This is a genomic window from Streptomyces buecherae, from assembly GCF_014295035.1.
Taxonomy (GTDB): Bacteria; Actinomycetota; Actinomycetes; order Streptomycetales; family Streptomycetaceae; genus Streptomyces; species Streptomyces youssoufiensis.
The window spans coordinates 6,743,301-6,768,901 of record NZ_CP060404.1; the positions used below are offsets into that span (position 1 = coordinate 6,743,301).

The 25,601-nt window shown below is 74.7% G+C and carries 22 protein-coding genes; 16 read left to right on the plus strand and 6 right to left on the minus strand.

Going from position 1 to position 25,601, the window contains the following annotated elements; all coding sequences use genetic code 11:
• Positions 1-182 precede the first annotated feature (182 nt).
• Positions 183-464 (minus strand): Lrp/AsnC family transcriptional regulator, encoded by a 282-nt coding sequence (locus tag H7H31_RS26805; protein WP_176161189.1) that lies wholly within the window; start codon positions 462-464, stop codon positions 183-185.
• Positions 461-1,201 (minus strand): rhomboid family intramembrane serine protease, encoded by a 741-nt coding sequence (locus H7H31_RS26810; RefSeq protein ID WP_187064197.1) that lies wholly within the window; start codon positions 1,199-1,201, stop codon positions 461-463. The genes H7H31_RS26805 and H7H31_RS26810 overlap by 4 nt, the downstream gene beginning before the upstream one ends.
• A 288-nt stretch (positions 1,202-1,489) precedes the next feature.
• Between H7H31_RS26810 and H7H31_RS26815 the strand changes: the two genes are divergently transcribed.
• From H7H31_RS26815 to H7H31_RS26840, 6 genes are all read left to right on the plus strand, one after another.
• Entirely contained in the window at positions 1,490-1,729 is a 240-nt protein-coding gene (locus H7H31_RS26815; protein WP_187064198.1) for a hypothetical protein, read from the plus strand.
• Between the two features lie 155 nt (positions 1,730-1,884).
• On the plus strand, positions 1,885-3,174 hold the full coding sequence (locus tag H7H31_RS26820) for an NYN domain-containing protein (protein WP_222623741.1): 1,290 nt from the start codon (positions 1,885-1,887) through the stop codon (positions 3,172-3,174).
• 591 nt (positions 3,175-3,765) lie between these two features.
• On the plus strand, positions 3,766-4,833 hold the full coding sequence (locus tag H7H31_RS26825) for a C40 family peptidase (RefSeq protein ID WP_187064200.1): 1,068 nt from the start codon (positions 3,766-3,768) through the stop codon (positions 4,831-4,833).
• 441 nt (positions 4,834-5,274) lie between these two features.
• Entirely contained in the window at positions 5,275-6,393 is a 1,119-nt protein-coding gene (locus H7H31_RS26830; protein WP_372456049.1) for a C40 family peptidase, read from the plus strand.
• 160 nt (positions 6,394-6,553) lie between these two features.
• Positions 6,554-7,780, plus strand: a complete 1,227-nt coding sequence (locus tag H7H31_RS26835) for a hypothetical protein (protein WP_254391494.1) — start codon at positions 6,554-6,556, stop codon at positions 7,778-7,780.
• Positions 7,781-7,847: 67 nt separating this feature from the next.
• On the plus strand, positions 7,848-8,990 hold the full coding sequence (locus tag H7H31_RS26840; protein ID WP_187064202.1) for a glycosyltransferase family 4 protein: 1,143 nt from the start codon (positions 7,848-7,850) through the stop codon (positions 8,988-8,990).
• Between the two features lie 301 nt (positions 8,991-9,291).
• Here the strand turns inward: H7H31_RS26840 and H7H31_RS26845 are convergent, their stop codons facing one another.
• Positions 9,292-11,088, minus strand: a complete 1,797-nt coding sequence (locus H7H31_RS26845; RefSeq protein WP_187064203.1) for an AMP-dependent synthetase/ligase — start codon at positions 11,086-11,088, stop codon at positions 9,292-9,294.
• A gap of 260 nt (positions 11,089-11,348) precedes the next feature.
• On the opposite strand from H7H31_RS26845, the gene H7H31_RS26850 reads away from it, so the two are divergent.
• The 6 genes from H7H31_RS26850 (at position 11,349) to H7H31_RS26875 (ending at position 16,872) form a co-directional block, all read left to right on the plus strand.
• Entirely contained in the window at positions 11,349-12,128 is a 780-nt protein-coding gene (locus H7H31_RS26850) for a metallophosphoesterase family protein (protein ID WP_187064204.1), read from the plus strand.
• Between the two features lie 101 nt (positions 12,129-12,229).
• The gene (locus H7H31_RS26855; RefSeq protein WP_176161181.1) at positions 12,230-12,679 is read left to right on the plus strand and encodes an SRPBCC family protein; all 450 of its coding nucleotides are present in this window, start codon (positions 12,230-12,232) and stop codon (positions 12,677-12,679) included.
• A gap of 5 nt (positions 12,680-12,684) precedes the next feature.
• A complete protein-coding gene (locus H7H31_RS26860; protein WP_187064205.1) occupies positions 12,685-14,070 on the plus strand; it encodes an ArsA family ATPase in 1,386 nt (461 codons plus the stop codon).
• A gap of 103 nt (positions 14,071-14,173) precedes the next feature.
• Positions 14,174-14,758, plus strand: a complete 585-nt coding sequence (locus H7H31_RS26865) for a DUF5304 domain-containing protein (protein WP_187064206.1) — start codon at positions 14,174-14,176, stop codon at positions 14,756-14,758.
• Between the two features lie 56 nt (positions 14,759-14,814).
• Positions 14,815-15,756 (plus strand): ROK family glucokinase, encoded by a 942-nt coding sequence (locus H7H31_RS26870; protein ID WP_187064207.1) that lies wholly within the window; start codon positions 14,815-14,817, stop codon positions 15,754-15,756.
• 300 nt (positions 15,757-16,056) lie between these two features.
• On the plus strand, positions 16,057-16,872 hold the full coding sequence (locus H7H31_RS26875) for an endonuclease/exonuclease/phosphatase family protein (protein ID WP_187063811.1): 816 nt from the start codon (positions 16,057-16,059) through the stop codon (positions 16,870-16,872).
• Positions 16,873-17,017: 145 nt separating this feature from the next.
• Here the strand turns inward: H7H31_RS26875 and H7H31_RS26880 are convergent, their stop codons facing one another.
• Positions 17,018-17,551 (minus strand): hypothetical protein, encoded by a 534-nt coding sequence (locus H7H31_RS26880; RefSeq protein WP_372456039.1) that lies wholly within the window; start codon positions 17,549-17,551, stop codon positions 17,018-17,020.
• Positions 17,552-18,010: 459 nt separating this feature from the next.
• Positions 18,011-18,799, minus strand: a complete 789-nt coding sequence (locus H7H31_RS26885; protein ID WP_187063812.1) for an alpha/beta hydrolase — start codon at positions 18,797-18,799, stop codon at positions 18,011-18,013.
• 267 nt (positions 18,800-19,066) lie between these two features.
• On the opposite strand from H7H31_RS26885, the gene H7H31_RS26890 reads away from it, so the two are divergent.
• The 4 genes from H7H31_RS26890 to H7H31_RS26905 all read left to right on the plus strand — a co-directional run bounded on the left by H7H31_RS26890 (position 19,067) and on the right by H7H31_RS26905 (position 23,183).
• A complete protein-coding gene (locus H7H31_RS26890) occupies positions 19,067-19,867 on the plus strand; it encodes a lysophospholipid acyltransferase family protein (protein ID WP_187063813.1) in 801 nt (266 codons plus the stop codon).
• A 135-nt stretch (positions 19,868-20,002) separates the two neighbouring features.
• On the plus strand, positions 20,003-21,295 hold the full coding sequence (gene macS / locus H7H31_RS26895) for a MacS family sensor histidine kinase (RefSeq protein WP_232110102.1): 1,293 nt from the start codon (positions 20,003-20,005) through the stop codon (positions 21,293-21,295).
• Positions 21,292-21,966 carry a response regulator gene (locus H7H31_RS26900; protein ID WP_187063814.1) on the plus strand — a complete coding sequence of 225 codons (675 nt, stop codon included), beginning with the start codon at positions 21,292-21,294 and terminating at the stop codon, positions 21,964-21,966. The genes macS and H7H31_RS26900 overlap by 4 nt, the downstream gene beginning before the upstream one ends.
• A 188-nt stretch (positions 21,967-22,154) precedes the next feature.
• Entirely contained in the window at positions 22,155-23,183 is a 1,029-nt protein-coding gene (locus H7H31_RS26905; protein ID WP_187063815.1) for a 6-phosphofructokinase, read from the plus strand.
• 121 nt (positions 23,184-23,304) lie between these two features.
• Here the strand turns inward: H7H31_RS26905 and H7H31_RS26910 are convergent, their stop codons facing one another.
• On the minus strand, positions 23,305-25,371 hold the full coding sequence (locus tag H7H31_RS26910; protein ID WP_187063816.1) for an anthranilate synthase family protein: 2,067 nt from the start codon (positions 25,369-25,371) through the stop codon (positions 23,305-23,307).
• Between the last annotated feature and the right edge of the window lie 230 nt (positions 25,372-25,601).

The following is a 25,601-nucleotide window of genomic DNA, read 5'->3' on the forward strand; positions in this document are numbered from 1 at the left end:
GCCCACGGTGTCCCGCCGACCCGCTGGCCGCGATGAAGACACCATGAGGGCTTCTTCATCCTCGCTGGTCGCGCGGTGCGCCGACGGCGCGGACGGGCCGCCGCGCGAGCGGGCCCGCGGGCCGGCCGTAGCGCGCGCGGCGGCCCGCGCCGGCTCCGCGCGCGCCCGCCGCGCGGCCTTCGTTACGCGTCGAGCCCGATCGCGAACGCCGCCTCCAGGTCGTGCTGCGAGTACGTGCGGAAGGCGATGTGCGTCTCCGTGGAGGCCACGCCGGGCACCTTGCTGATCTGGCCGGGGATGACGTCGGCGAGGTCGTCGTGCCGGGCCACCCGCACCATGGCGATCAGGTTGTGCGCGCCGGTGACCGAGTAGACCTCGCTCACCCCCTCCAGGGCGGCGATCTTCTCGGCGACCTCGGGGATCTGGTCCACGCTGGTCTTGATGAGCACGATTGACGTGATCACGGCTGGCTGTCTCCCTCGGTGGCCTGAACGGGCTCTTTCACTCTAGCCGGCGGCCCGGAACCCGCCCCGGGGCCCGTCCGCCCACGCCAGCGGAGCAGGGCGTACAGGAACCCCACGCCGAAGCCGATCAGATGGGCGAGGTAGGCCACGCCGGGGCGGGGGCCGCCGTGCCGGGCCGCCAGCCACTGGAGCGCGCACCACAGCGGCAGCACGAACCAGGCGGGGAAGCGCAGCGGCAGGAAGAACAGGAAGGGGAACAGGCTGGTCACCCGGGCCCGCGGCAGCAGAAACAGGAAGGCGCCGAGCACCCCCGAGATCGCCCCGGACGCCCCGACCAGCGGCTGCGTGGAGTCCGGGTACGCCACGGCGAAGCCGACCAGCGCCAGGTAGCCGGCGGCCAGGTAGCAGGCCAGGAACCGCAGCCGACCCATCCGGGCCTCGGCCAGCGAGCCGAAGACCTGGAGGAAGAGCATGTTGCCCAGCAGGTGGAGCCAGGTGCCGTGGACGAACAGCGCGGTCAGCGGGGTCAGGGCGGCGCGGACGGGGCCGGCCCACAGGTCGGCCGGGACCACGCCCCACCGGGCGAAGTGGTCCTGCCGCGCGCGCAGGAGTTCGGTGCGGTCCCCGTCCGGGGGAGCGAGCCCGGCGGCGGGGCTGAGAAGGAAGAGCAGACAGCAGGCGGCGATGAGCGCATATGTCACCAGAGGGCCGTCGGACGCCGTCGCCTTCTTGAACATGTTCAGATCATCCCGTACCACACGGAACCCCGCAGATCCCCGCACCGGCCGCGGGTGCCGCCGGGGCCCCACCCGGCGACCGTCAGGCCGTAGGGTTACGCCCAGCACTCCCGCAGTCCGACGGCGCACCGCGGAGGGCCCGGGCCCTCCCGGGGGCAGGTGGCAGCCGTGTGCGGCGTACCGCGCTCGGTGCGACGCGCGTGGTCGCGGCGTACCGGGTGCACCAGGCCGGGCGGAAGGCCGCGTGGACCGCGAACGAATGCGAACGAAGACGTGAAGGACGACACGATGGCCGCTCCCCAGCCCACAGCCGACACCCGCTGGCGCTGCACCCTGTGCGGAAACCTCACCCGTTTCGACGTGACGCGCTCGACCAAGGCCGTCGAGTACGTGCACCTGGACCTGGCCGGGGAGCCCAGCACCGAGGAGCGCAAGGTGGTCAGTGAGACCATTGAGTCGGTGCGCTGCCGCTGGTGCAACGCGGTCGACCAGATCGAGCTCGTCGACCGCCCGGGCGCGAGCGCCTGAGAACGGAGCGGTGACAGGTGGAGGAGCGGACGAGCGGCCCGGGCGCCGTGGACGGCGCCGACGGAGCTGACGGCGTCGCGGGTGCCGTCGGCCCCGACGGCACCGACGGGCCCGACGGCGGCACCGGCGAGGCCGCCGAGGCGCTCGACCGCCCCCTGCCCGAGGGGGTCAGGCACCGGGTGGTGGCCCTGGTCGCCGACGCCTTCGGTGCCCTGACCGTCGGCGAGCTGCCGCCCCAGTTGCGGCAGTACGCCCGCTTCACCCCGACCCGACGGGCCAAGTTCGCGGGCAACGCCATGGCCGCCGCCATCGCCACCGCCCCCGCCTTCCGGCAGCGGATCGCCGCCCGGCTGCGCGAGACGCAGCCCGAGCTGGCCGAGACCGTCGAGGCCGGCTCGCCGCCCGCCGCGGCCGACCCGGTGGACGTCGCGGCCCTGGCGTACGTGCTGCGCCCCACCGGCTGGGTCAAGCTCGTCGAGGCCGCGGGCGAGGAGGCCCAGCGCGCCAACGCGGAACGCGCCGGCGCGCGCGCCCTGGACGAGATGCGCCGGCTGCGCGAGGAGCTGGACCAGGTACGCACGGCCGCGCGCGGCGACGCCGAGCGCTCGCGCGCCGAGCTGGAGGCGGCCCGCAAGGAGGCCGACGCGCTCCAGCGCAAGCTGCGCAGCGCGCTCAGCGACGTACGCCGGGGCGAGGCGGCGCTGCGCAAGTCCGCGAGCGAACTGGAGGCGCAGCGCGCCGCCGCGGCGGCCGAGCAGACCAGGGCCGAGGGGGAGGCACGGCGGCTCAAGACGCGGCTTGCCGAGACCGAGGCGGCGCTTGAGGCCAGCCGCCGCGCGGTGCGCGAGGGGCGCAGCGTGGAGGACATGCGGCTGCGGCTGCTGCTCGACACGATGCTCGACGCCGCGCAGGGGCTGCGCCGCGAACTCGCGCTGCCGCCCGCGTCGATGCGTCCGGCCGACACCGTGGAAGCCGTCGAGCCCGGCAAGATGACGCCCAAGGACATCGCCACCCGCGCGCTGTCCGACATGGACCCGGCGCTCCTGGACCAACTCCTGGCCCTGCCGCAGGCCCACTTGGTGGTCGACGGTTACAACGTGACCAAGACCGGCTATCCGACGATGCCGTTGGAGAAGCAGCGGTTGCGCCTGCTCGGCGGGCTCGCGGTGCTCGCGGCGCAGACCGGCGCGGAGATGACCTGCGTCTTCGACGGGGCCGAGCTGGCCGCCCCGGTGCTGCTCGCGCCGCCGCGCGGGGTGCGGGTGATGTTCAGCAAGCCCGGTGTGACGGCGGACGAGTTGATCCGGCAACTGGTGCGGGCCGAGCCGCCAGGCCGTCCCGTCGTGGTGGTCTCCACCGACCGCGAGGTGGCGGACGGCGTCGCCAAGGCCGGGGCCCGCCCGGTGGCCTCCGCCCTGCTTCTCAAGCGCCTCGCCCGCACCTGAGGCCCCGCCCGCGTCCGCGCCGGAGCCCCACCCCCGTCCGTGCCGGGGCCCGCTCCCGTGGCCGCTGGCGGCCCCGTGCGCGCCCTCGTCCCGTACGGCGTCGGCGGACCCCGTGCGGGCGCGGCGGGCCGGTGCGCGCGAACGCCCGCCCGCCCTCGCGGGTTTGTCCCTCGGGGCCCGCAATGTGATCAACGCCTCGGTCAGCCGCGCCATCGCATCTGACCTGATAGTCGCTCATCTGCCGCTATCCCCGGGCGGATCGGTCAGGTCCCGTCATAGGGCGATCAAGAGCGGCAAACTCATCGCCTCCTCATGAGCTGTGTGTCAATCCGGGGTGACAGATTGTGTGATGTTGGTAAAGGATGGGCTCGTGAGCCAAGTTTTTTCCCTGTGGGTTTGAACGGATCACGGCGAGGTCACTAAGGTCAGGCCCCGAACCTTCGCGCGGTTGATCACTCATCCGGAGTGGCAGCGGAGGTACCGCCGAGTCCGTGTTGGCGGCCGTCCGCCCTGGGCGCTCGCGACGCGGAGCCGGGGTTAGCGCCCCCCGCCACCCGGTAGGCGGCTGGAGGAAGAAGGAGCTCGCCCACTGTGGCGTCCCACCGTCGACCCAAGCAGCCGAGCCGCACTCGGGTAACCGTCCTCACCGCGACCGCCGCCGCTGCCGTCGCCCTCACCTCGCAGGCCGCCCAGGCCGACCCGAAGCCGACCAAGAAGGACGTCAAGGCTCAGGTCGACAAGCTGTACGAAGAGGCGGAGGTGGCCACCGAGAAGTACAACGGGGCCAAGGAGAAGCAGGACACCCTCGAAGAGCAGGTGGACGGCCTCCAGGACAAGGTCGCGCGCGGCCAGGAGGAGCTCAACAAGCTGCGCAACGGCCTCGGCTCGATGGCCACCGCCCAGTACCGCTCCGGTGGCGTGGACCCCTCCCTCCAGCTCATCCTCTCCTCCGACCCGGACGACTACCTGGACAAGGCGTCCACGCTCAACCAGGTCACCAGCAAGCAGGCCGGGGCGCTCAAGAAGATCGCCGACAAGCAGCGCACCCTCAAGCAGCAGCGCGAGGAGGCCGGCCTCAAGCTCAAGGACCTGGCCGACACCCGCAAGGCGCTCGGCGACAAGAAGAAGGAGATCCAGGGCAAGCTCTCCAAGGCGCAGTCGCTGCTCAACTCGCTGACCGCGCAGGAGCGCGAGCAGCTCGCCAAGGAGGAGCGGGAAGAGCAGGAGCGGGCCAACCGCTCGGCCAACCAGCGCGAGGACCTCGACGCCGACAAGGGCGGCGAATCCGACCCCGCCAAGGACGTCCCGACCTCGGGACGCGCCGGCATCGCCCTCGCCGCCGCGAAGACCAAGATCGGCTCCCCGTACGTCTGGGGCGCGACCGGCCCGAACTCCTTCGACTGCTCCGGCCTCACCGGCTGGGCCTACAGCCAGGCCGACGTCTCGCTGGACCGCACGTCGCAGGCGCAGGCCAACAACGGCACCCGCATCGGGCAGAGCGAACTCCAGCCCGGCGACCTGGTGCTCTTCTACAGCGACCTGCACCACATCGGCCTGTACGCCGGCAACGGCCAGGTGCTGCACGCGCCCAAGCCGGGCGCCAACGTGCGCTACGAGTCGATCAACAACATGCCGTTCCAGTTCGGCGTCCGCATCTGACGCCTCACCCGCTCGCTCCGTCGGCGCCCGTGGCCCCCTCCGGCCCGGGCGCCGCGGCGTACCCGAAGCCCTCGCTGGCCCGCCCCGGCGGCGGCGCGCCCGCCAACTGCCGCCCGTAAGGCCGTGGTTGGCCGCCAGTCGGGCGACCCGCCCCCTCGCCGCGACCGGGCCGCGGCGCGCGGGCCACCGGGCCGCCCCATCGGCCGAACCCCGGCGGCCACCCGTACGAGGGAATCGCCCGGTCCCCGGTTGACCGGCCACCCGGCCGGTGACCTGCGCCTGAGGCGACGGCGCCGGGCGCGGACGGGATGCGGCGCGGCGCACGGTCTTTGGACCCTCCGTGTCCGTACGGCTACTCTCTGCCGCGCGCGGTCACGCCCTGTCGTACGCCTGTCCGTGGGCGCGGGGGACCGCCGCCAGCGGAAGGGAATGCGGCCTCCAGTGGCGTCCCATCGCCGTACCTCGCCCTCAGCTCATGACCGGCCGGCCCGAGTGGCCATGCTGTCCGCCGCGCTGGCCGCCTCGGCGGTCGCGCTCACCGCGGTCCCGGCCGGCGCCGACCCGGGGGCCCCGCCGTCCGACGCGCACAGCAGCGACGCGCACAGCAGCGGTCCCAGCGGTCAGAGCAGCGGCCAGAGCACCAGTTCCGCCCGGCGCACCGTGGAGCGCCTCTTCCACGACGCCGAGCGGGCCACCGAGAAGTACAACCTGGCCAAGGAGCGGTCCGACCAACTCCGCGAGCGGGTCGGCGCGCTGCAGAGCAGCGTGGCCCGGGGTCAGGACCGGGTCAACCAGTTGCGCGGGGCGCTCGCCGGGCTCGCCGGCGCCCAGTACCGCTCCGGCGGCGTCGACCCGAGCCTGACCCTGCTGCTCACCGAGGACCCGGACGGGTTCCTCACCAAGTCGGCGGCGCTCGACCGGATCTCCAACCGTCAGGCGGGCCAACTCCGCGTGTTGCACGCGGCGCAGCGCGCCCTGCGGCAGGAGCGCGCCGAGGCCACCGGCAAGCTCGTCGAACTCGAACGCAGCCGGGAGGCGGTGGCCCGGCACAAGCGCGAGGTCACCGCCAAGCTCGCCGCCGCCCGCACCGTGCTCAACGGGCTCACCGAGGCCGAGCGCGCCGCCCTGCGCCGTAGCGAGCGCGCCAAGGAGGAGGACCGCCGGGCCGCCGCGCGGCACGAGCGGCAACAGCCCACGGGCGGGGCCGCCGCCTCCCCGCGCGCCGCCGCCGCGGTGCGCGCCGCGCAGAGCGCCGTCGGCGCCCCGTACGCGTGGGGCCAGAGCGGGCCCGGCTCCTTCGACTGCTCGGGGCTGACCCAGTGGGCCTGGCGGCAGGCCGGGGTGGCCGTCCCGCGCACCTCGCAGGGCCAGGCCGGTGTCGGGCAGCGGGTGCCGCTGAGCCAGGCGCAGCCGGGCGACCTGGTGGTGTACCGCGGCGACGCCAGTCACGTCGGCATGTACGTGGGCGGCGGCCAGGTCATCCACGCCCCGCACCCCGGCGCCAACGTGCGCTACGACCCGGTGGGGATGATGCCCGTGACGTCCGTCAACCGCCCCTGACGGCGGGCCGCGTCGTCCGGTGTTCGCCTGCTGCCGCGCGCGCTCACCCCGTACGATCGACGGCGTGGCGGGCAGGTTGCGACGGGGTGGACGGTGGGCGGTCAGCGGTGTGGTGGCCGCCCTTGTGGTGTTCACGGCGCTGCTCAGCACGCTGGCGGCGATGGCCGGCTGGGGCGGCGAGTCGGACGGGCCTGACCCGGACGCGCGGGCCATAGAGCGGCTGTTGGAGCGGCGCGCCGACGCGGTCCGCGAGCGGGACGAGGGCGCCTTCATGGCCACCGTCGACCGCGCGCCCGGGCGCTACCGCGCCCAGCAGCAGCGGACGTTCGACAATCTGGCGGAGGTCCCCCTCAGCTCCGTGCAGTACCGTTTCATCCGAAAGGGCGGTTTTCCGCCCGTCGACGGCACCGGCCGAAGGGTCACCGCCCAGGTCGAGATGCGCTACCGGCTCGCCGGCTACGACACCGCGCCCGTCGTCGCCCCCCAGCGGCTCACCCTCGCCCAGCGCGGGCACCGGTGGTACGTGGCCGCCGTCCAGGCACCGACCCGCACCGCGCCGGGGGCGGCGGAGCGCGGCGCCGCGCAACTGTGGGACCAGGGCCGGGTCTCGGTGGTCCGCGGCGAGCGCAGCCTCGTGCTCGGGGTCGGGCAGGACCGGCGCTACCTCCAGGGCGTCGCCGCGACCGCGGACAGCGCCGTGCCGAGCGTGCACCGCGCCTGGCGCGGGCCGTGGGCGGGCCGCGTGGTGGTCCTGGTGCCGCGCTCGCTCGCGGACATGGCGGCCCTGCTCGGCGGCTCCGCCTCCGGCTACCGGGGCATAGCGGCGGTCACCACCGGCGAGATCGGCGGCTCGGGTACCGTCCCCGCGGACCGCGTGATCATCAACCCGGAGGCGTACGACGCGCTCGGCGACCTCGGCCGGCAGGTCGTCATGACGCACGAGGCCACCCACGTCGCGACCCGCGCCCACACCTCGGCCAGCACGCCGCTGTGGCTCTCCGAGGGCTTCGCCGACTGGGTCGGCTACCGCGACACCAAGACCTTCCCGCGCCAGGTCGCCCCCGAGCTGACCCGCGCCGTCGAGGGCGGCGACCTCCCCAGCGACCTGCCGCGCGACGCCGACTTCGGCTTCGCGGGGGACGGCAACGTCCTGGCGCAGGCGTACGAGCAGGGTTGGCTCGCCTGCCGGATGATCGCCGAGCAGTGGGGCGAGCGGAAACTGGTCGCCTTCTACCGCGCGGTCGGCAGCGCGCCCGAGCGTGAGGCGGGCGTGCGGGAGGCGCTCCGCGACGAACTGCGGGTGGGCGAGGAGGAGTTCGTCCGGCGCTGGCGGGCCTACCTCAGGAAGCAGCTCGCCGCGCCCGCCCTGCCACGGGCCGTGTCCTAGCACGGACGCGCGGACCCGGCTCGCCTGCCGACGTGCGGCGGGGGCGCCTTGGGTACTGTCGGCGGCGATGGACAAGACCCTGATCGTCACGAACGACTTCCCGCCCCGGCCCGGCGGCATCCAGACCTTCCTGCACAACATGGCGCTGCGCCTCGACCCCGACCGCCTCGTCGTCTACGCCAGCACCTGGAAACGCGGCGCGGAGGGCGCCCGGGCCTGCGCGGCCTTCGACGCGGAACAGCCCTTCACCGTGGTGCGGGACCGCACGACCATGCTGCTGCCCACGCCCCGGGTCACCCGGCGGGCGACGGAACTGCTGCGCGCCCACGACTGCTCGTCCGTGTGGTTCGGCGCCGCCGCCCCGCTCGGGCTGATGGCGCCCGCGCTGCGCGCGGCGGGCGCGCGCCGGCTGGTGGCCACCACGCACGGGCACGAGGCCGGCTGGGCCCAGCTCCCCGCCGCCCGCCAACTCCTGCGCCGCATCGGCGACGGCACCGACACGCTCACCTACCTGGGCGAGTACACCCGCTCCCGGATCGCCGGCGCGCTCTCCGGGCCGGCCGCGGCCCGCATGGTCGAACTCCCGCCCGGCGTGGACGAGAAGGCGTTCCACCCCGGATCGGGCGGCGACGAGATCCGGGCCAGGCTCGGCCTCGCCGACCGGCCGGTCGTGGTGTGCGTCTCACGGCTCGTGCCGCGCAAGGGGCAGGACACCCTGATCCTCGCGCTGCCGCGCATCCTGAGCCGGGTGCCGGACGCGGTGCTCCTGATCGTCGGGGGCGGCCCGTACCGGGGGGAGCTGGAGCGGCTGGCCCGGGAGACCGGGGTGAGCGATTCGGTGCGCTTCACCGGCCCGGTGCCCGGCGCCGAACTGCCGGCCCACTACGGGGCGGGCGACGTCTTCGCCATGCCGTGCCGCACCCGGCGCGGCGGGCTCGACGTCGAGGGGCTCGGCATCGTCTACCTGGAGGCGTCGGCGACCGGACTGCCGGTGGTGGCCGGCGACTCGGGCGGCGCGCCGGACGCGGTGCTCGACGGCGAGACCGGCTGGGTCGTACGGGGCGGCTCGGTCGAGGAGAGCGCGGACCGGATCATCGCGCTACTGGGCGACCCGGAGCTGCGCCAGCGGATGGGCGAGCGGGGCCGCGCCTGGGTGGAGCAGCGCTGGCGCTGGGACCTGCTGGCCGAGCGCCTGACCGAGCTGCTCTGACCGGGCTGCTCTGCCGGGCTGTCCTGGCGGAGCTGCTTCGGCCGGACTGGTCGGGCCGATGTGACCGGCTGACCGGGCTGCTCTGCCGGGCTGTCCTGGCGGAGCTGCTTCGGCCGGACTGGTCGGGCCGATGTGACCGGCTGACCGGGCTGCGCTGACCGGGCTGTCCCGGCGGAGCTGCTGCGGCCGGGCTGGTCGGGCCGCTGCGACCGGCTGACCGGGTTGGCGCGGGGCGCGGGCCGTTGGCGCGCTGGTGGTACGCGGGCGTCCGGGCCCGCCGTGGGCCCGGACGGGGCGGATCTCAGGTGCGGTAGATGGCCTCGATCTCGTCCGCGAAGTCCTTGGCCACCACGTTCCGCTTGAGCTTCATGGACGGCGTCACGTGGCCGGAGTCCTCGGTGAACTGGGTCGCCAGGATGCGGAACTTGCGCACCGACTCGGCCTTGGAGACCGCCGCGTTCCCGTCGTCGACCGCGCGCTGGATCTCGGCCAGCAGCTCCGGGTCGGAGCGCAGCTCGGCGGCGGGCGCGTCGGCGGGCCTGCCCCGCTCGGCCGCCCAGCGCGGCAGGAACTCCTCGTCCAGCGTGATCAGGGCGCCCACGAACGGCCGCGCGTCGCCCACCACCATGCACTCGGCGACCAGCGCGTGCGCCCGGATGCGGTCCTCGATGACGGCCGGGGCGACGTTCTTGCCGCCCGCCGTCACGATGATCTCCTTCTTGCGGCCGGTGATGGTCAGGTAGCCGTCCTCGTCCAGCGAGCCCACGTCGCCGGTGTGGAACCAGCCGTCGGAGAGCGCGTCGGCGGTGGCCGCCTCGTTGTTCCAGTAGCCGCTGAACAGGTGCTCGCCGTGCAGCAGCACCTCGCCGTCGTCGGCGATGCGCACCACCGAGCCGGGCATCGGCTGGCCGACCGTGCCGATCTTCTGCCGGTCCCAGGGGTTGAACGTGGTGGCCGCGCAGGACTCCGTCAGCCCGTAGCCCTCCAGGACCGTGAAGCCGATGCCGCGGTAGAAGTGCCCGAGCCGCTCGCCCAGCGGCGCGCCGCCGGAGATCGCGTGCGTGGCCCGGCCGCCGAGCACGGCGCGCAGCTTGCGGAAGACCAGCCGGTCGAAGACCTTGTGCTTGAGCCGCAGCCCGAGCGGCACGCCGCCCGGGGTGTCCAGGGCGCGGCTGTACGCGATGGCGCACTCCGCGGCCTTGTCGAAGATCTTGCCCTTGCCGTCGGCCTGGGCCTTGGCGCGGGCCGAGTTGTAGACCTTCTCGAAGACGCGCGGCACGCCGAGGATCAGCGTCGGGCGGAAGGCGGCGAGTTCGTCGGTGAGGGTCTTGATGTCGGCGACGTGGCCGAGCTTGATCGGCGCGAGCACGGAGGCGACCTGCACCAGGCGCCCGAAGACGTGTGCGACGGGGAGGAAGAGCAGCACCGACGACTCGTTGGTCTGGAAGATCGGCTTGAGTCGCTCGACGGCGTTGCCGCACTCGGCGAAGAAGCTGCGGTGGGTCAGCACGCAGCCCTTGGGCCGGCCCGTGGTGCCGGAGGTGTACACGATGGTGGCGGGGGAGTCGGCGGTCGCCGCCGCGCTGCGCTCGTCCACGGCCTGGTCGGTGACGCCGTCGCCGGCCGCCGCCAGCGCGCCCACCGCGTCGCCCTCGATCTGCCACACGGGGCCCAGGGAGGGCAGCCGGTCGCGTACGGAGTCCACGACGGCCTCGTGCTCGGGGGTCTCCACCAGGCAGGCCACGGCGCCCGAGTCGCCCAGGATCCACTGCACCTGCTCGGCCGAGCTGGTCTCGTACACCGGCACCGTCACCGCGCCGGCGCTCCAGATGGCGAAGTCGAACAGCGTCCACTCGTACCGGGTGCGCGACATCAGCCCGACCCGGTCGCCGGGGCGCACGCCGGAGGCGATCAGTCCCTTGGCCGCGGACCTGACCTCGGCCAGGAAGGTCGCCGCCGTGACGTCCTGCCAGCGGCCGTCGACCTTGCGTCCCAGCACGGGAACGTCCGGGTGCTGGGCGGCGTTGCGCCGGATGAGGTCCGTCAGATTGCCGTCGGCCGGTACTTCATAGAGGGCCGGGAGGCTGAACTCGCGCAAGACTGCTGCTCCTCGTCGGGCGCCGGCGCCACGTCGCTGTGGCGTGCTGCGTCGGCTGCGGTCCATCAGGCAGAGGTGTAGGACTGCCCGGACGTTACCCATCGGTACGGCTAGGGGATAGGGGTCACGCCTAGATGTTTGATGCGTCACACACTTGGAAGCTGGCTTCGCGCACAGTAGTCCCAAACCCGGGTGACGCGGAAGTAACCGCAGGTGGGGGCCCTTCCGGCGAGCTGCTTAACGGGCATAAGGTGAGCCGCATGCGAGTTCACGTGGTCAGTGATGTGCATGGCAACAGTGCCGACCTCGGCAAGGCGGGGGCCGGCGCCGACGCCCTGGTGTGTCTCGGGGATCTCGTGCTCTTCCTGGACTACGCCGATCACTCGCGCGGCATCTTCCCGGACCTGTTCGGGGTGGAGAACGCGCACCGCATCGTGGCCCTGCGCACCGCCCGCCGCTTCGACGAGGCCCGCGACTTCGGCCGCGCGCTCTGGGCGGACCTGGAGGAGCGCACGGGCGGCAGCCGCGAGCAGGCGATCGAGACCGCGGTGCGGGGGCAGTACGCCGAACTCTTCGCCGCCTTCCCCACCCCCACGTACGCCACGTACGGAAACGTGGACATCCCGGCCCTGTGGCCCGACTACGCCGGCCCGGGCACCACGGTCCTCGACGGCGAGCGGGTGGAGATCGGCGGCCGGGTCTTCGGCTTCGTCGGCGGCGGGCTGCGCACCCCGATGCGCACCCCGTACGAGATCGACGACGACGCCTACGCGGCGAAGATCGCCGCGCTCGGCGAGGTGGACGTGCTCTGCACGCACATCCCGCCCGACGTACCGGAGCTGTGCTACGACACGGTCGCCCGGCGCTTCGAGCGCGGCAGCTCCGCGCTCCTTGAGGCGATCCGCGCGACGCGTCCCGCGTACGCCCTCTTCGGCCACGTGCACCAGCCGTTGGCGCGCCGCATGCGGGTGGGCGCGACCGAGTGCGTGAACGTCGGCCACTTCGCCTCGTCCGGCACCCCCTGGGTGTTGGAGTGGTGAGCCGGCGCCGGGCTCATGGGGCGGTCGGTGCGGCGGGCGGCGCGCGATAGCCTTCACCGCAGGCGCACCAGGCGGCGAACGGGTACGGAGGAGCCACGGCGATGGCGGAACACACCAGCTCAAGCATCACGATCGAAGCGGCCCCGGCCGACGTGATGGGGGTGATCGCCGACTTCGACCGCTACCCCGAGTGGACCGGAGAGGTCAAGGAAGCCGAGGTCATCGCCAGGGACCCGCAGGGCCGCGCCGAACAGGTGCGCCTGCTGCTCGACGCCGGCGCCATCAAGGACGACCACACCCTGGCGTACACCTGGATCGGCGAGCGCGAGGTGAGCTGGTCGCTGGTCAAGTCCCAGATGCTGCGCTCGCTCGACGGCTCCTACCGGCTCGACCCGCTCGACAGCGGCGCCCGCACCCTGGTCACCTACCAGCTCACCGTGGACGTCAAGATCCCCATGCTCGGCATGATCAAGCGCAAGGCCGAGAAGGTCATCATCGACCGCGCGCTGGCGGGCCTGAAGAAGCGCGTGGAGAGCGCCCCCACGGGCTGACCCGCATGCGCACCGTTCTGATCACCGGCGTCGGCGGCAGCGGACGCACCACCGTCGCCGCCGCCACCGCGCTCGCCACGGCCCGCTCCGGGCAGCGCACGCTGCTGCTCAGCACCGACCGCGCCGGCGCCCTGGACGAGGTCTTCCACCCCGCGGGCCCGGCCCCCGCCGCCGAGCCGACGGCCGAGACCGCGCCCGCGCCCTGGAGCCCGCCCACCGAGCTGGCCCCCCGGCTGTGGGTGGCGCGGATCGCCACGCCGGAGTACTTCCGGTCCGAGCTGGCCTCGGTACAGGAGCGCGCCCGAAGCGTCCTCGACTACCTCGGGGCCAACGCCGTGGCCGCCGAGGAGGCCACCGAACTGCCGGGCGCCGACGCGTTCGCCCTCATGGCCACCCTGCGCGCGGTCCACCAGGCCGCGGACCGCGCCGCCGCCGCCCGCGCGGCCGGCGGGCCCCCGCGCGGCTGGGACGTGCTCGTCGTGGACCTGCCGCCGGCGCCCGAGGCGATCCGCCTCCTCGGCCTGCCCGAGCAACTCGGCCGCTACCTGCGCCGACTGCTGCCCGCCGAGCGCCAGGCGTCCCGCGCGCTGCACCCCATGCTGGCCCAGCTCGCCGGCGTGCCCGTGCCCGCGCAGCGGCTCTACGAGACCTTCGGCCGCTGGCAGGAGGACCTGGCGGCGGTGCGGCAGATCATCGAGTCGGACGCGGTGACCGTACGGCTGGTCGCCGAGCCGGGACCGCTGGCCGCGCGGGCGCTGCGCGCCGCGCGCGCCGGGCTCGCCCTGCACGGCTGCCGGGTGGACGCGGTGATCGCCAACCGGCTGCTGCCGGTCGGCTCCGCCGATCCGTGGCTGGCCGCGGCCTCGGGCCAGCAGCAGGCCGCGCTCAAGGAGCTGCGCGAGGCGTGCGGGCGCGGCCCGGCCGCCCCGGAACACGGCGCCGCCGCGGAGGCCACCGGCGGCGGGCCGGCCGGCATCCCCGTACCCGGCATCCCCGTACCCGGCATCCCCGTACCCGGCATCCCCGTACGCGAGGTGCCGCACGCCGGCCGCGACCCACGGGGCCTGGCCGACCTCGGGCCGCTCGCGGACGCCGTCGGGCCCGTCGACGCGCGCCCCGACCGGCCCGCCGCCGAGCCGTGGACGGTCGAGGACCGGCTGGCGGACGAGGGGCTGCTGGTGTGGCGGCTGCCGCTGGACGGCGCCGAGCGGGACGACCTGTCCCTGGTGCGGCGCGGCGACGAAATCGTCGTCACCGTGGGCGAGTTCCGCCGCGTGCTGCCGCTGCCCTCCGCGCTGCGCCGGTGCACCGTCGCCGGCGCGGGACTGCACGAGGGCGCCCTGCGCGTGCGCTTCGCCCCCGATCCACGGTTGTGGCCCCGCGACCACTGAACGGCACACCGCTGTTCGGGTACCGTCGAAAGAGCCGACCAGACCAGGCCGGGCCGATCGCGCCGGACGGACCGACGGCCCCGCCGCACCGCAGGAGCCCGCCATGAGCGATGCCACCGAGCGCCCGGACGACGCCGCCAGCGCGCCCGGGCCCGCCTCCCGACCCGGCGCCGACGGCCCCGCCGGCGACCGGCCCCGCCCCGACGACCAGGACACCCGCGACAGCGAGCCGCGCCAGGCGCCCGACCCGGGCGCCTGGGAGCAGGCGTGTGCCGAGGACCTCGACGCCGAACGCGCCAGGCGACGCGACCGCTACGGACCGCAGCAGGTCAGTGCCGCCGAAGAGTTGCGTAAGTTGGCGGAAACAGTGACCAACAAGCTCTCTTCGCTTCAAGGCCCGATTGCTGGCGCCGCCGCCCAAACCGTCGTACGCCAACTGATCGGACAGGCGAAGGCGGTGGTCGAGCCCGTCATCGAGCGCAACCCCGACGTCTTCGACCACCTGGCAACTGCCGGTACAGAGCTGCTCGCTGCTGCTCGGGCCGCGGTCAGCGGACAGGAACAGCGCTGGACCCGGGGCGACGACGAGGCGGCGCGCGGGGCGGCGCCGGGGGCGGCGACGGAGCGGGAAGACGACGACCGCCGAGACGATACGCCTCCAGGAAGTGAACACATCGACCTCGACTGAGCCCGCGCTCCGGTACGGTGGGCCGCAGCGGGGTTCGACCGGAGACTGAGGGACACATGGGACTCACCATCGGCGTCGACATCGGCGGCACGAAGATCGCAGCGGGCGTGGTCGACGAGGAGGGCGCGATCCGGGACACCTGCAAGGTGCCGACCCCGCCCACCCCCGAGGCCGTCGTGGACGCGATCGCGGAGGCCGTACGCACGGTCAGCGCGCACCACGAGGTGGAGGCGGTCGGCATCGGCGCGGCCGGCTACGTGGACGACAAGCGGGCCACGGTGCTGTTCGCCCCGAACGTCAACTGGCGCCACGAGGCGCTCAAGGACAAGGTCGAGCAGCGCGTCGGGCTGCCCGTCGTGGTGGAGAACGACGCCAACGCCGCGGCCTGGGGCGAGTACCGGTTCGGCGCGGGCCAGGGCCACGAGGACGTCATCTGCATCACGCTCGGCACCGGCCTCGGCGGCGGCGTCATCATCGGCAACAAGCTGCGCCGCGGCCGGTTCGGCGTGGCGGGCGAGTTCGGGCACATCCGGGTGGTCCCGGACGGTCTGCTGTGCGGCTGCGGCAGCCAGGGCTGCTGGGAGCAGTACGCGTCCGGCCGCGCCCTGGTCCGGTACGCGCGCCAGCGCGCCGCCGCGACGCCGGAGAACGCGACGGTCCTGCTCGGCCTCGGCGACGGCACCCCCGCCGGGATCGAGGGCAAGCACGTGAGCCAGGCCGCCCGGAGCGGGGACCCGGTGGCCATCGACTCCTTCCGTGAACTCGCCCGGTGGGCGGGCGCCGGCCTCGCCGACCTCGCCTCGCTCTTCGACCCGTCGGCGTTCATCGTCGGCGGCGGCGTCTCCGACGAGGGCGACCTCGTGCTCGACCCGATCCGCAAGTCCTTCCGCCGCTGGCTGGTGGGCAGCCAATGGCGGCCCCACGCCCAGGTGTTGGCCGCCCAGCTCGGCGGCAAGGCGGGGCTGGTCGGCGCGGCCGACCTGGCCCGCCAGGGCTGACCTCACACCGACGGCGCGCTGCCCCCCCCCCGCCCACCCGCGCGGGCCGGCACCGCGCCGTCGCGTCGTACGCGGCACGCCGGTGCGCCGCGGGCGTACGCTCGCCCCGCGGCCCGGCGGTGACACTGCCTCGCGCGCGGCTCGAACGGGCCGCCGCCGACGGGAACTTCCGTCACACCAGCATCGTCGGCACCATGGGGCACGCATCACCAGACTGCCTCAGCACCACCAGCGTGACCCAGCACCACGGAACAGCGCACAGCAGATCATCGAGTCCGGTCCCAGTTCTGGAGTGGCGAAGTGACGTTCGCGGCCGTACGGAGTCAACAGCACGACCTGCCCGCCTCACGCAGGGAGCCGGACGGCTCCGTCGTGGTGCGGGTGCTCAGCTACAACGTCCGCTCGCTGCGCGACGCGCCCGGCCAGCCGTCCGGCGCCGCCTGCCGCGCGGTGGCCCGGGTCATCCGCGCCACCGCCCCGGACGTGGTGTGCGTCCAGGAGGCGCCGAGGTTCTTCCGCTGGCGCAAGGCGCTCGCCCGGCTCGCCCGCGAGGCCGGCCTGGTGCACGTGACGGGCGGCGCCACCACCGCGGGGCCGGCGATCTTCAGCACGCTGCGGGCCCATGTGGAGCGGACCGAGGAGATCCTGTTGCCCCGCACGCCCGGCGTGCGGCGGCGCGGCGTGGCCGCCGCGGTGCTGCGCTTCGGCGACGTCCGGCTCGGCGTGCTGAGCTGCCACCTCGGCCCGGACGCCGGGGAGCGCCACACCCATGCGGGGGCGTTGCTGTCCCGACTCGACGGGCTCGACGCGCCGTACGCGGTGCTCGCCGGCAGCCTCGGCGAAGCGCCGGACGGCCGGGCCTTCCGGCGGCTGACCGACGACCGGTTGCGGGACGCGTGGGCCGAGCGGCCGTGGGGCGGGGAGCACACCGCGCCGCCCGCCGGGCCGCGCGAGCGCGTGGACGCTGTACTGACCACCGGTGGCGTGGAGATCCTCGGCTGCGGCGTGCCGGCCGAACTGCCCGCCGTACGCCCCGCCGACCTGCGCGCGGCGGCCGACCACCTGCCCGTGCTGGCCGCCCTCCGGCTGCCGCACCCCGCGCCGCCCAAGGGCTGACCCGCCGGCACGCCCGGGCCCGGGCGAGGCCCGGCGGGCCGGGTGCGCTCCGTCGGGGAGGAACAAGCCCGCGGGCCGGTCGCGGGGCGAGCCGGCCCGCCGGGAGGTCGACGGGCGGGCCGGATCAGACCGGCCCGTCCGTCGCTCAGACGACCGCGCCCCGGCCGGGGTCCTCGTCCTCGTCGTCCTCGTCGCCGCGCATCCGCATCACCAGCGTGGCGAAGCCGCCGAGGAAGCCGCCGACCCCCAGGGTCGCGATCCACCAGGTGATCTCCTGGCGCAGCACCACCATGAGCAACAGCAGCAGTGGCCCGCCGAGCACGGCCAGCCAGGCGAAGCGGGCCGTGGTGTCCGCGTGCGGCAGCGGCGGCGGCTCGGGCGGTACGAAATGGCCCTCGTCGCTCGCGTCGAAGTCGTCGTCGGAGGGTTCGGCCGGGGACCAGTCGCGCGGGCCGACGCCCGGCGCGAAGATCACGGAGCCGCCGAGCGCCATCGCCGGCTCCGCCGGGGGCTCGTCCGCCTCCCGGCCGGAGCCGCCCGCCGTGCCGAGCGTCTTGTCCGGCTTGCCCGGCGCGATCTCGCGGGTGGGCCCGTTCGCCGCCCGCTCCCGCGCGTCGGCCGACGACCAGGGGGCCACGCCCGGCGGGTCCGGCGGCTCGTCCCCGTAACCCGCGACGATCTCGGCCCACGCCGCCTCCTCGGCCGAGCGCCGGGCCGCGTCGTGCTCCGGCTCCGTGGCGGTCGCGCCCGCCCCGCCGCCGCTCGCCGCGCCGTCACCCGTCGCGCCGTCGCCCGTCGGCTGCTGTGCGGCGGCCGGGCCGGTGGTGGTCTCGGGGCCCGGCGCTCCGTCGCGGGGGGCGAGGTCGCCCGTGGCGCGGTGGGTGTCGCCGGGCGGCCCGTCCTGCGGCTCGGTCGCCCCGGACGCGGGCGCCTCGTCGGCCGCCCGCGCGGCCTCGGCCTCGCCGGCCGGGCCCGGTGCGCCCAGCGCGCGGTCGGTCGGCGCGTCGACGGTGGGTTCCTGGGCGCCGGGGGTGGCCGGCCGCTCGTCGGGGGCGCCGGCGTCCGCCGGGTCGTCGGTGTGTGCGTCGCGCTCGGGCACCGGTCCCTGTCCTGCCTCTCCCTCAGCCCGCGGCATGGCTCAACCCACCCGGTCCGGGCGCGGCGCGTCGGCGGGCGACGCCAGGCGGCTGATGAACGCGTGCGTGTCGGCGAAGATCAGTTCCGCGTCGTGGTCCAGCGTGGCCACGTGGAAACTGCGCTCCAGCAGCCGTTCGGTGATGTCCGTGGACGAGACCCGGGCCAGGATGCGCGCCGAGTCCACCGGCGGCACCACGTGGTCCTGCGGGCTGTGCAGCACCAGCAGCGGCTGGGTGACCTGCGCCAGCTCCGCGTCCACGATCCGGAAGAACTGACGCAGCGAGTGCGCGGCGTGCAGCGGCACCCGGTCGTAGCCCAGCTCCTGGCTGCCCGGCTTGGCGATGTCGCTCGCGATGCCCTTGGTCGAGGGGACCAGGTGGCGCACCACGGGCAGCGCCCTGGCCGCCACGTCGTGCATCTTGTTCGCCGGGTTGACCAGGACCAGGCCGCTGATGGTGGCCCCGTGCCGGGCCGCGAGCCGCAGCGCCAGCGTGCCGCCCATGGACAGGCCGCAGACGAAGACCCGCGAACAGCGCGCCGCCAGCCTGCCGAGCTCCCGGTCGACCTCCGCGTACCAGTCCTGCCAGCCGGTGAGCGCCAGGTCCTGCCACCGGGTGCCGTGGCCGGGCAGCAGCGGGAGCGAGACCGCGTACCCGCGCTCGGCGAGCGAGGTGGCCCAGGGCCGAACGGACTGGGGGGAGGCGGTGAAGCCGTGGCAGACGAGGACACCGACGGAGTTGCCGGGGTTTCCTGGGTGGTGGAACGGCTCGGCTCCGGGGGACAGCGGCACCGGGGTCTCCGTTCGGTCAGGGGCCGGGCGCGGCCGGACGGTTGGGACCTCAGCCTACGCGGAGCGCCGCACGTGGGATAGGCCGATCGGTGCCCCGCGCGCGGGCCGTACGCGGGGCCCGGGGGGAGCCGGGCCACGGACGCGGAACCGGGCCGGTTCCGCGGCCCGGCCCGCCGGCCGCCGCCGAACGCGGGCGAGAGGCGTGCCCCGCGGCGGGTTAAGGTCTCCTCGTCGGATACAGGAGGTCCTCGGTTGTTCTACGGCGCAATGAAGCTTTCCATCGGTGGGTCGCTGAAGCTTGCCTTCCGGCCCTGGGTGGAGGGCCTGGAGAACATCCCGGCCGAGGGGCCCGCGATCCTGGCCAGCAACCACCTCTCCTTCTCGGACTCCTTCTTCCTGCCGGCGATGCTCGACCGCAAGGTCACCTTCATCGCCAAGGCGGAGTACTTCACCTCGCCCGGCCTCAAGGGCAGGATGACCGCCGCCTTCTTCAAGGGCGTCGGCCAGCTCCCGGTGGACCGCTCGGGCGCGCGCGGCGCCGGCGAGGCCGCGATCAAGAGCGGCATCGAGGTGCTGGAGCGCGGTGAACTCTTCGGCATCTACCCGGAGGGCACCCGCTCCCCGGACGGCCGGCTCTACCGTGGCAAGCCGGGCGGCCTGGCCCGGGTCGCGCTGGCCACCGGCGCGCCGGTGATCCCGGTCGCGATGATCGACACCGAGAAGATCCAGCCGCCGGGCAAGGTGATGCCCAAGCTCATGCGGCCGGGCATCCGGATCGGCAAGCCGCTGGACTTCAGCCGCTACCACGGCATGGACGGCGACCGGTTCATCCTGCGCTCGGTCACCGACGAGGTCATGTACGAGATCATGAAGCTCTCGGGCCAGGAGTACGTGGACGTCTACGCGACCGCCGCCAAGCGGCAGCTCGCCGAGGCCGCCAAGCAGGAGAAGGAAGAGAAGGCGGCCAAGGCGGCGAAGGACGAGGCCGCGAAGGCCGGCAAGCCGGGCCGGACGGGCCGGGCCGGCACGAAGGGCCCGGACGCGGCGGGTCGTAGCGAGGCGGAGTAGGCCGGGGATCGCTGCCGAGTGGGCTGGGCACCGCAGCCGACTCGGTCGGGATCGCTGCCGAGTGGGTCGGGTCGCTGTCGACTAGGCCGGGCCGCTACGGTCAACGGGGGAGCGGTGCCCAGCGGGGGGTGGCAGATGGCTCAGCAACCGGTGCGCGAGCGTCCGGTGCGCGAGCGCGTGGTGCGGATGTCGGTCGAGCAGCCGCTGTGGCGAGCCCTCACCGGCTACCGCATCCTGACCGCGCTCTACGCGATCGCCCTGTACGTACACGCCTACGGCGAGTACGCGCACCCGCTCGGCGCCGGCGCGTACATGCTGCTGCTGGCCGGCTGGATGGTGTTCAGTTGGCGCATGGTCAGCTCCGCCGAGCGGTGCACCAAACGGTTCCTGATCGCGGACCTCTCCGTGGCGATCGTCGGCATCCTGCTGACCCCGCTGGTCGACACGGACCAGCGGATCATCGACGGCGGCCCCACGCTGCCCTCGATATGGACCGCGGGCGCCGTGCTCGGCTTCGCCATCAAGGGCGGCTGGCGCTGGGGCGCGGTGGCCTCGGCCATAGCGGGCGCGGCCAACATTATCGAGCGCGGGGCCTTCGCCCAGAACACGGTGCACAACGTGATGTTGGTCTGGGTGGCCAGCGTGGCGATCGGCTACGTGGTCGAGGTGGCCCGCGCCAGTGAGCGCACCCTCGCCCGGGCCCTGCAGATCGAGGCGGCCACCCGGGAGCGGGAGCGGCTCGCCCGCGACATCCACGACAGCGTCCTCCAGGTGCTGGCCATGGTGCAGCGGCGGGGCGTGGCCATCGGCGGCGAGGCGGCCGAACTCGGCCGGATGGCCGGCGAGCAGGAGGTCGCGCTGCGCACCCTGATCACCAGCGGCCTGGACCGGTCGAGCCCCCCGTCCGGCGCCCGGCCCACCGACGCGACACCGTCCGCCGGCCCGGCGGCGCCGTCCCCCCTCGCCACCGCCCGGGACGTCGCGGGCACCGCCCGCGAGGCGGCGGACGCGGGTCCAGCGTCCGAGCCGCGGGACCTGCGCACCCTGCTCGCGCCGTTCGCCGGGGCCTCGGTCTCGCTCGCCGAGCCGGGCGCCCCCGTGCTGCTGCCGGCGCACGCGGCGACGGAGTTGGCCAGCGCGGTCAGCGCCGCGCTGGACAACGTGCGCCAGCACGCCGGCGAGGGCGCCAAAGCCTTCATTTTGGTCGAGGACGAGCCGGACGCCGTGCTCGTCACCGTCCGCGACGACGGCCCGGGCATCCCGGAGGGCCGACTCGTGGACGCCGAGCGCGAGGGGCGGCTCGGCGTCGCCCAGTCGATCCGGGGGCGGCTGCGCGACCTGGGCGGCAGCGCCGTCCTCGACTCGGTGCCGGGGCAGGGCACCGAGGTGGAGTTGAGAGTCCCACGGGGGAGGAAGGACGCGTCATGAGCGAGGCAGCGGCCGTACGGGTGATGGTGGTGGACGACCATCCGATGTGGCGGGAGGCGGTCGCCCGTGACCTGGCGGAGGCCGGGTTCGACGTGGTGGCGACCGCCGGCGACGGGCCGCAGGCGGTGCGCCGGGCGACCGCCGCGCGACCCGACGTGCTGGTGCTCGACCTCAACCTGCCGGGGCTGCCCGGGGTGCGGGTGTGCAAGGAGCTGGTGGGCGCCGACCCGGCGCTGCGGGTGCTGGTCCTGTCGGCCAGCGGCGAGCACGCGGACGTGCTGGAGGCCGTGAAGTCGGGCGCCACCGGCTACCTGGTGAAGTCGGCGTCGACCGCCGAACTCCTGGACGCGGTGAGCCGCACGGCCGCCGGCGACGCGGTGTTCACGCCCGGTCTCGCGGGCCTGGTGCTCGGCGAGTACCGGCGCCTGGCCACCGACCCGACCCCGGCCAGCACCGACGAGCCGGGCGCGCCCCGGCTGACCGACCGGGAGACCGAGGTGCTGCGGCTGGTCGCCAAGGGCCTTTCGTACAAGCAGATCGCCGAGCGGCTGGTCATCTCGCACCGCACCGTGCAGAACCACGTCCAGAACACCCTGGGCAAGCTGCACCTGCACAACCGCGTCGAGCTGGTGCGCTACGCCATAGAGCGCGGCCTGGACGGCGACGCGTAGCGCGCGAGGCCGCCGAGATCCGTCCGCCGCCGCTCGCCCGCGCCCCGCGCGCCCCTCGTACGAGTGAACGCGCCGGCCCAACTTCCGCGCGGTGCGCGGCACTTCGCCCCCTATCCCCACTCGTGTGACCTGCGTCACCATTAGCGTGGCTGCCATATCGGGTCATTCACGGGAGAAGGGAAGATGCGATGCGGGTCGGAGTGCTGACCGGTGGTGGTGACTGCCCCGGTCTCAACGCGGTCATCCGCGCGGCCGTCCGCAAGGGCGTCCAGGAGTACGGATACACCTTCACCGGGTTCAGGGACGGCTGGCGCGGACCGCTGGAGGGCCAGGTCGTACCGCTCGACATCCCCGCGGTGCGCGGCATCCTGCCGCGCGGCGGCACCATCCTCGGATCGTCGCGGACCAACCCACTGGGGGCGCCGGACGGTGTCCGCCGGATCAAGGAGAACCTCGCCAAGCACGAGGTGGACGCGCTGATCGCGATCGGCGGCGAGGACACCCTCGGCGTCGCGGCGCGCCTGTCCGACGAGTACGGGGTGCCGTGCGTCGGCGTCCCCAAGACCATCGACAACGACCTGTCCGCCACCGACTACACCTTCGGTTTCGACACCGCCGTCAACATCGCCACCGAGGCCATCGACCGGCTGCACACCACCGCCGAGTCCCACATGCGGGTCCTGGTGGTAGAGGTGATGGGCCGGCACGCCGGCTGGATCGCCCTGCACTCGGGCCTCGCCGGCGGGGCCAACGCGATCCTCATCCCCGAGCAGCGGTTCGACGTGGCCGAGGTCTGCGGCTGGGTGGAGTCCCGCTTCAAGGTCCGCTACGCGCCCATCGTCGTCGTCGCCGAGGGCGCCATGCCCAAGGACGGCCAGATGGTCCTCAAGGACGGCTCGCTGGACTCCTTCGGCCACGTGCGGCTCTCCGGCGTCGGCGAGTGGCTGGCCAAGGAGATCGAGCGGCGCACCGGCAAGGAGGCCAGAACCACCGTCCTCGGCCACGTCCAACGCGGCGGCACGCCCAGCGCCTTCGACCGCTGGCTGGCCACCCGCTTCGGCCTGCACGCCATCGAGGCCGTACGGGACCAGGCGTACGGCGCGATGGTCGCGCTGCGCGGCACGGACGTGGTGCGCGTGCCGCTGGCCGAGGCCACGGCCAAGCTCAAGACCGTGGACCCGCGCCTCTACGCGGAGGCCGGGGTCTTCTTCGGCTGAGCGACCGGCGGGCCCGCCACGCACCCGCGGCGGGCCCGCCCGGCCGGGGCCCGGCGGGGCGCGCGACACCCCGCCGCCGGGGCGACCGGCCACCGCGCCGGCCGCCCCTGGGCCCGCCCCGCTACGCCTGCGGCACCGTCTGCCGGGCCAGCGCCAACTCCTGGGCCACCAGCGCCGCGCCGCCCAGCGTCAGCACCGACTCCGGATGGAACTGGAGCCCGCCGAACCCGGGCCCGCGCAGCGCGTGCACCTCGCCGCTCACCGTGTCCCGGCTCAACGCGACCCGGTGCGGCGCGAGTGCCGCCTCCGCCTCCGCGTCGCAGCGGGCCGTGAAGGTGTTGTAGAAGCCGACCGTCTCCGGCCGGCCGAAGAAGTCGATCCGCTCCTGGGCCCCCTGGGCCGGCACCCGCTTGCGGACGATCTCCAGGCCCAGCTCCGCGGCGATCAACTCGTGTCCCAGGCACACCCCGAGCAGCCCGTGCCGGTGCTCGCGTAGCAGGTCCGCCGCCAGGCCGCGCAGCAGCCGCATCCTCGGGTCGGCCGCGTCCGACGGATCGCCCGGGCCCGGACCGAGCACGATCGGCCCCGGGTGCGCGAGCGCGGCCTCCCGCAGCCCCGGCTCGGCGAACCCGCGCACCTCGACCCGCAGCCCCGAGGTGGCCAGCAGGTGCGCCAGCATCGAGGTGAACGTGTCCTCGGCGTCGATGACCAGCGCGTGCCCCGCGCTCCCCGCGTCCGGCCCCGGCGCGTTCATCCGCAGCCAGAACGGCGCCAGGTCCGCGCGCCTGGCGTCGAGCGCGGCCCGCACCCGCGGGTCGTCCGCCAGCCGGCCGGCGCCCGTGCCGGCCACCCGGGCCGGCTCCGCCCGCACTCCGAGCGCCGTCAGCACCCCGGCGGCCTTGGCGTGCGTCTCGGCGACCTCGCCCGCCGGGTCGGAGTGACGCACCAGGGTGGCCCCGACCGGCACCCGCAGCCGCCCGCGCCCGTCGATGTCGGCGGTACGGATGAGGATCGGCGAGTCCAAGGTGCGGGCCCCGCCGGCGTCCCGGCCGATCAACGCGAGGGCCCCCGCGTAGTAGCCGCGCCCCCGGCCGTCCGTGCCGCGCGGCTCGTGCCGGGCGATCACCCGGCACGCGTTCTGTACGGGCGAGCCGGTGACGGTCGCCGCGAACATCGTCTGCCGCAGCACCTCGCGCACGTCCAGCGTGCTGCGCCCGCGCAGCTCGTACTCGGTGTGCGCCAGGTGCGCCATCTCCCGCAGTCGCGGGCCGACCACCACGCCGCCCCGGTCGCCGACGGCGCACATCATCTTCAGCTCCTCGTCCACGACCATCGACAACTCCTCCACCTCCTTGCGGTCGCCCAGGAACGCCAGCAGGCCCTCGACGCTCGGGCCCTGCTCGGGGTAGCGGTAGGTGCCGCTGATGGGGTTCATCACGACGGTCTCGCCCGACATCCGCACGTGCACCTCGGGGCTGGCGCCCACCAGCGTCCGCTCGCCGGTGTGCACCACGTACGTCCAGTACGCGCCGCGCTCGCCGGCCAGCAGGCGGCGGAAGAGCGCGAGCGCGTCGCGGGCGGCGAAGCCGGGGATCTCGCCCTCGAAGGTGCGCCGGATCACGAAGTTGGCGCCCTCGCCGGTGCCGATCTCCTCGTCGATGACGCGCCGCACGATCCGCGCGTACCCCTCGTCGTCGACGTCGAAGGCGCCACCCGTCACCCGCACCTGGTGCGCGGGCAGCGCCGCGAGCAGCGCGGGCAGCGGCAGCGCGTACGCCTCGTCGGGTCGCAGCACCGCCAGCGGGGTCCCGTCGTCGTGGGCCTGGAAGCCGCGCTCGCGGATCTGCCGGAAGGGCACCAGGGCCAGCGCGTCCCACGCCGGCCGCCCGGCCCGCGCGGGGTCCGCGCCCGGCTCGGGCAGCGGGATGTCGGCGAGCTGGTCGACCTCGGTGACCGGCCCGATCAGGACCTCGACGGTGTCCGCGTCGTGCCCGGGCGCCCGGCGGCGCAGCAGCGCGTACGGCGGGCAGTCGGCGGCGAGGAGGCGACGGACGAGCGCGGCGGCGCCGGGCTGGGCGCGCTCTGGCCCGCCGGGCGGTGGCGTCGACTCGGCCCGCCGCGACCGCTCGGCCCGCTGTGACTGATCTGACGGCTGTGACTGCTCTGGCTGGTCTGGCTGCTCTGACATGGGGTCCTTCCGTCCGGAGGGGTCCACGGGTCAGGTGGACCTACGGGGGAGGGACGGCCCGCACACGCAGCGAAGGCCGCCCCTCGGGGCGGCCTTCGCGTGGTGTTGAGGACAACGCGCGCTAGTGGGCCGCCGAGTGAGCGGTCCACCACCAGAATCGGTTGAGCTGCGTGTGCATGGGCGGCACCCTACCCGAAGCGGGACGGGCGGCGGCCGTGCCGCGTCCACGG

What these genes read in the sequence shown, in the direction of transcription:
- H7H31_RS26810 (WP_187064197.1), bottom strand. Translation starts at nt 1,201, where the DNA reads ATGTTCAAGAAGGCGACGGCGTCCGACGGCCCTCTGGTGACATATGCG.
- H7H31_RS26815 (WP_187064198.1), top strand. Translation starts at nt 1,490, where the DNA reads ATGGCCGCTCCCCAGCCCACAGCCGACACCCGCTGGCGCTGCACCCTG.
- H7H31_RS26835 (WP_254391494.1), top strand. Translation starts at nt 6,554, where the DNA reads ATGGCCGGCTGGGGCGGCGAGTCGGACGGGCCTGACCCGGACGCGCGG.
- H7H31_RS26840 (WP_187064202.1), top strand. Translation starts at nt 7,848, where the DNA reads ATGGACAAGACCCTGATCGTCACGAACGACTTCCCGCCCCGGCCCGGC.
- H7H31_RS26850 (WP_187064204.1), top strand. Translation starts at nt 11,349, where the DNA reads ATGCGAGTTCACGTGGTCAGTGATGTGCATGGCAACAGTGCCGACCTC.
- H7H31_RS26855 (WP_176161181.1), top strand. Translation starts at nt 12,230, where the DNA reads ATGGCGGAACACACCAGCTCAAGCATCACGATCGAAGCGGCCCCGGCC.
- H7H31_RS26860 (WP_187064205.1), top strand. Translation starts at nt 12,685, where the DNA reads ATGCGCACCGTTCTGATCACCGGCGTCGGCGGCAGCGGACGCACCACC.
- H7H31_RS26865 (WP_187064206.1), top strand. Translation starts at nt 14,174, where the DNA reads ATGAGCGATGCCACCGAGCGCCCGGACGACGCCGCCAGCGCGCCCGGG.
- H7H31_RS26870 (WP_187064207.1), top strand. Translation starts at nt 14,815, where the DNA reads ATGGGACTCACCATCGGCGTCGACATCGGCGGCACGAAGATCGCAGCG.
- H7H31_RS26890 (WP_187063813.1), top strand. Translation starts at nt 19,067, where the DNA reads ATGAAGCTTTCCATCGGTGGGTCGCTGAAGCTTGCCTTCCGGCCCTGG.
- macS (WP_232110102.1), top strand. Translation starts at nt 20,003, where the DNA reads ATGGCTCAGCAACCGGTGCGCGAGCGTCCGGTGCGCGAGCGCGTGGTG.
- H7H31_RS26900 (WP_187063814.1), top strand. Translation starts at nt 21,292, where the DNA reads ATGAGCGAGGCAGCGGCCGTACGGGTGATGGTGGTGGACGACCATCCG.
- H7H31_RS26905 (WP_187063815.1), top strand. Translation starts at nt 22,155, where the DNA reads ATGCGGGTCGGAGTGCTGACCGGTGGTGGTGACTGCCCCGGTCTCAAC.
- H7H31_RS26910 (WP_187063816.1), bottom strand. Translation starts at nt 25,371, where the DNA reads ATGTCAGAGCAGCCAGACCAGCCAGAGCAGTCACAGCCGTCAGATCAG.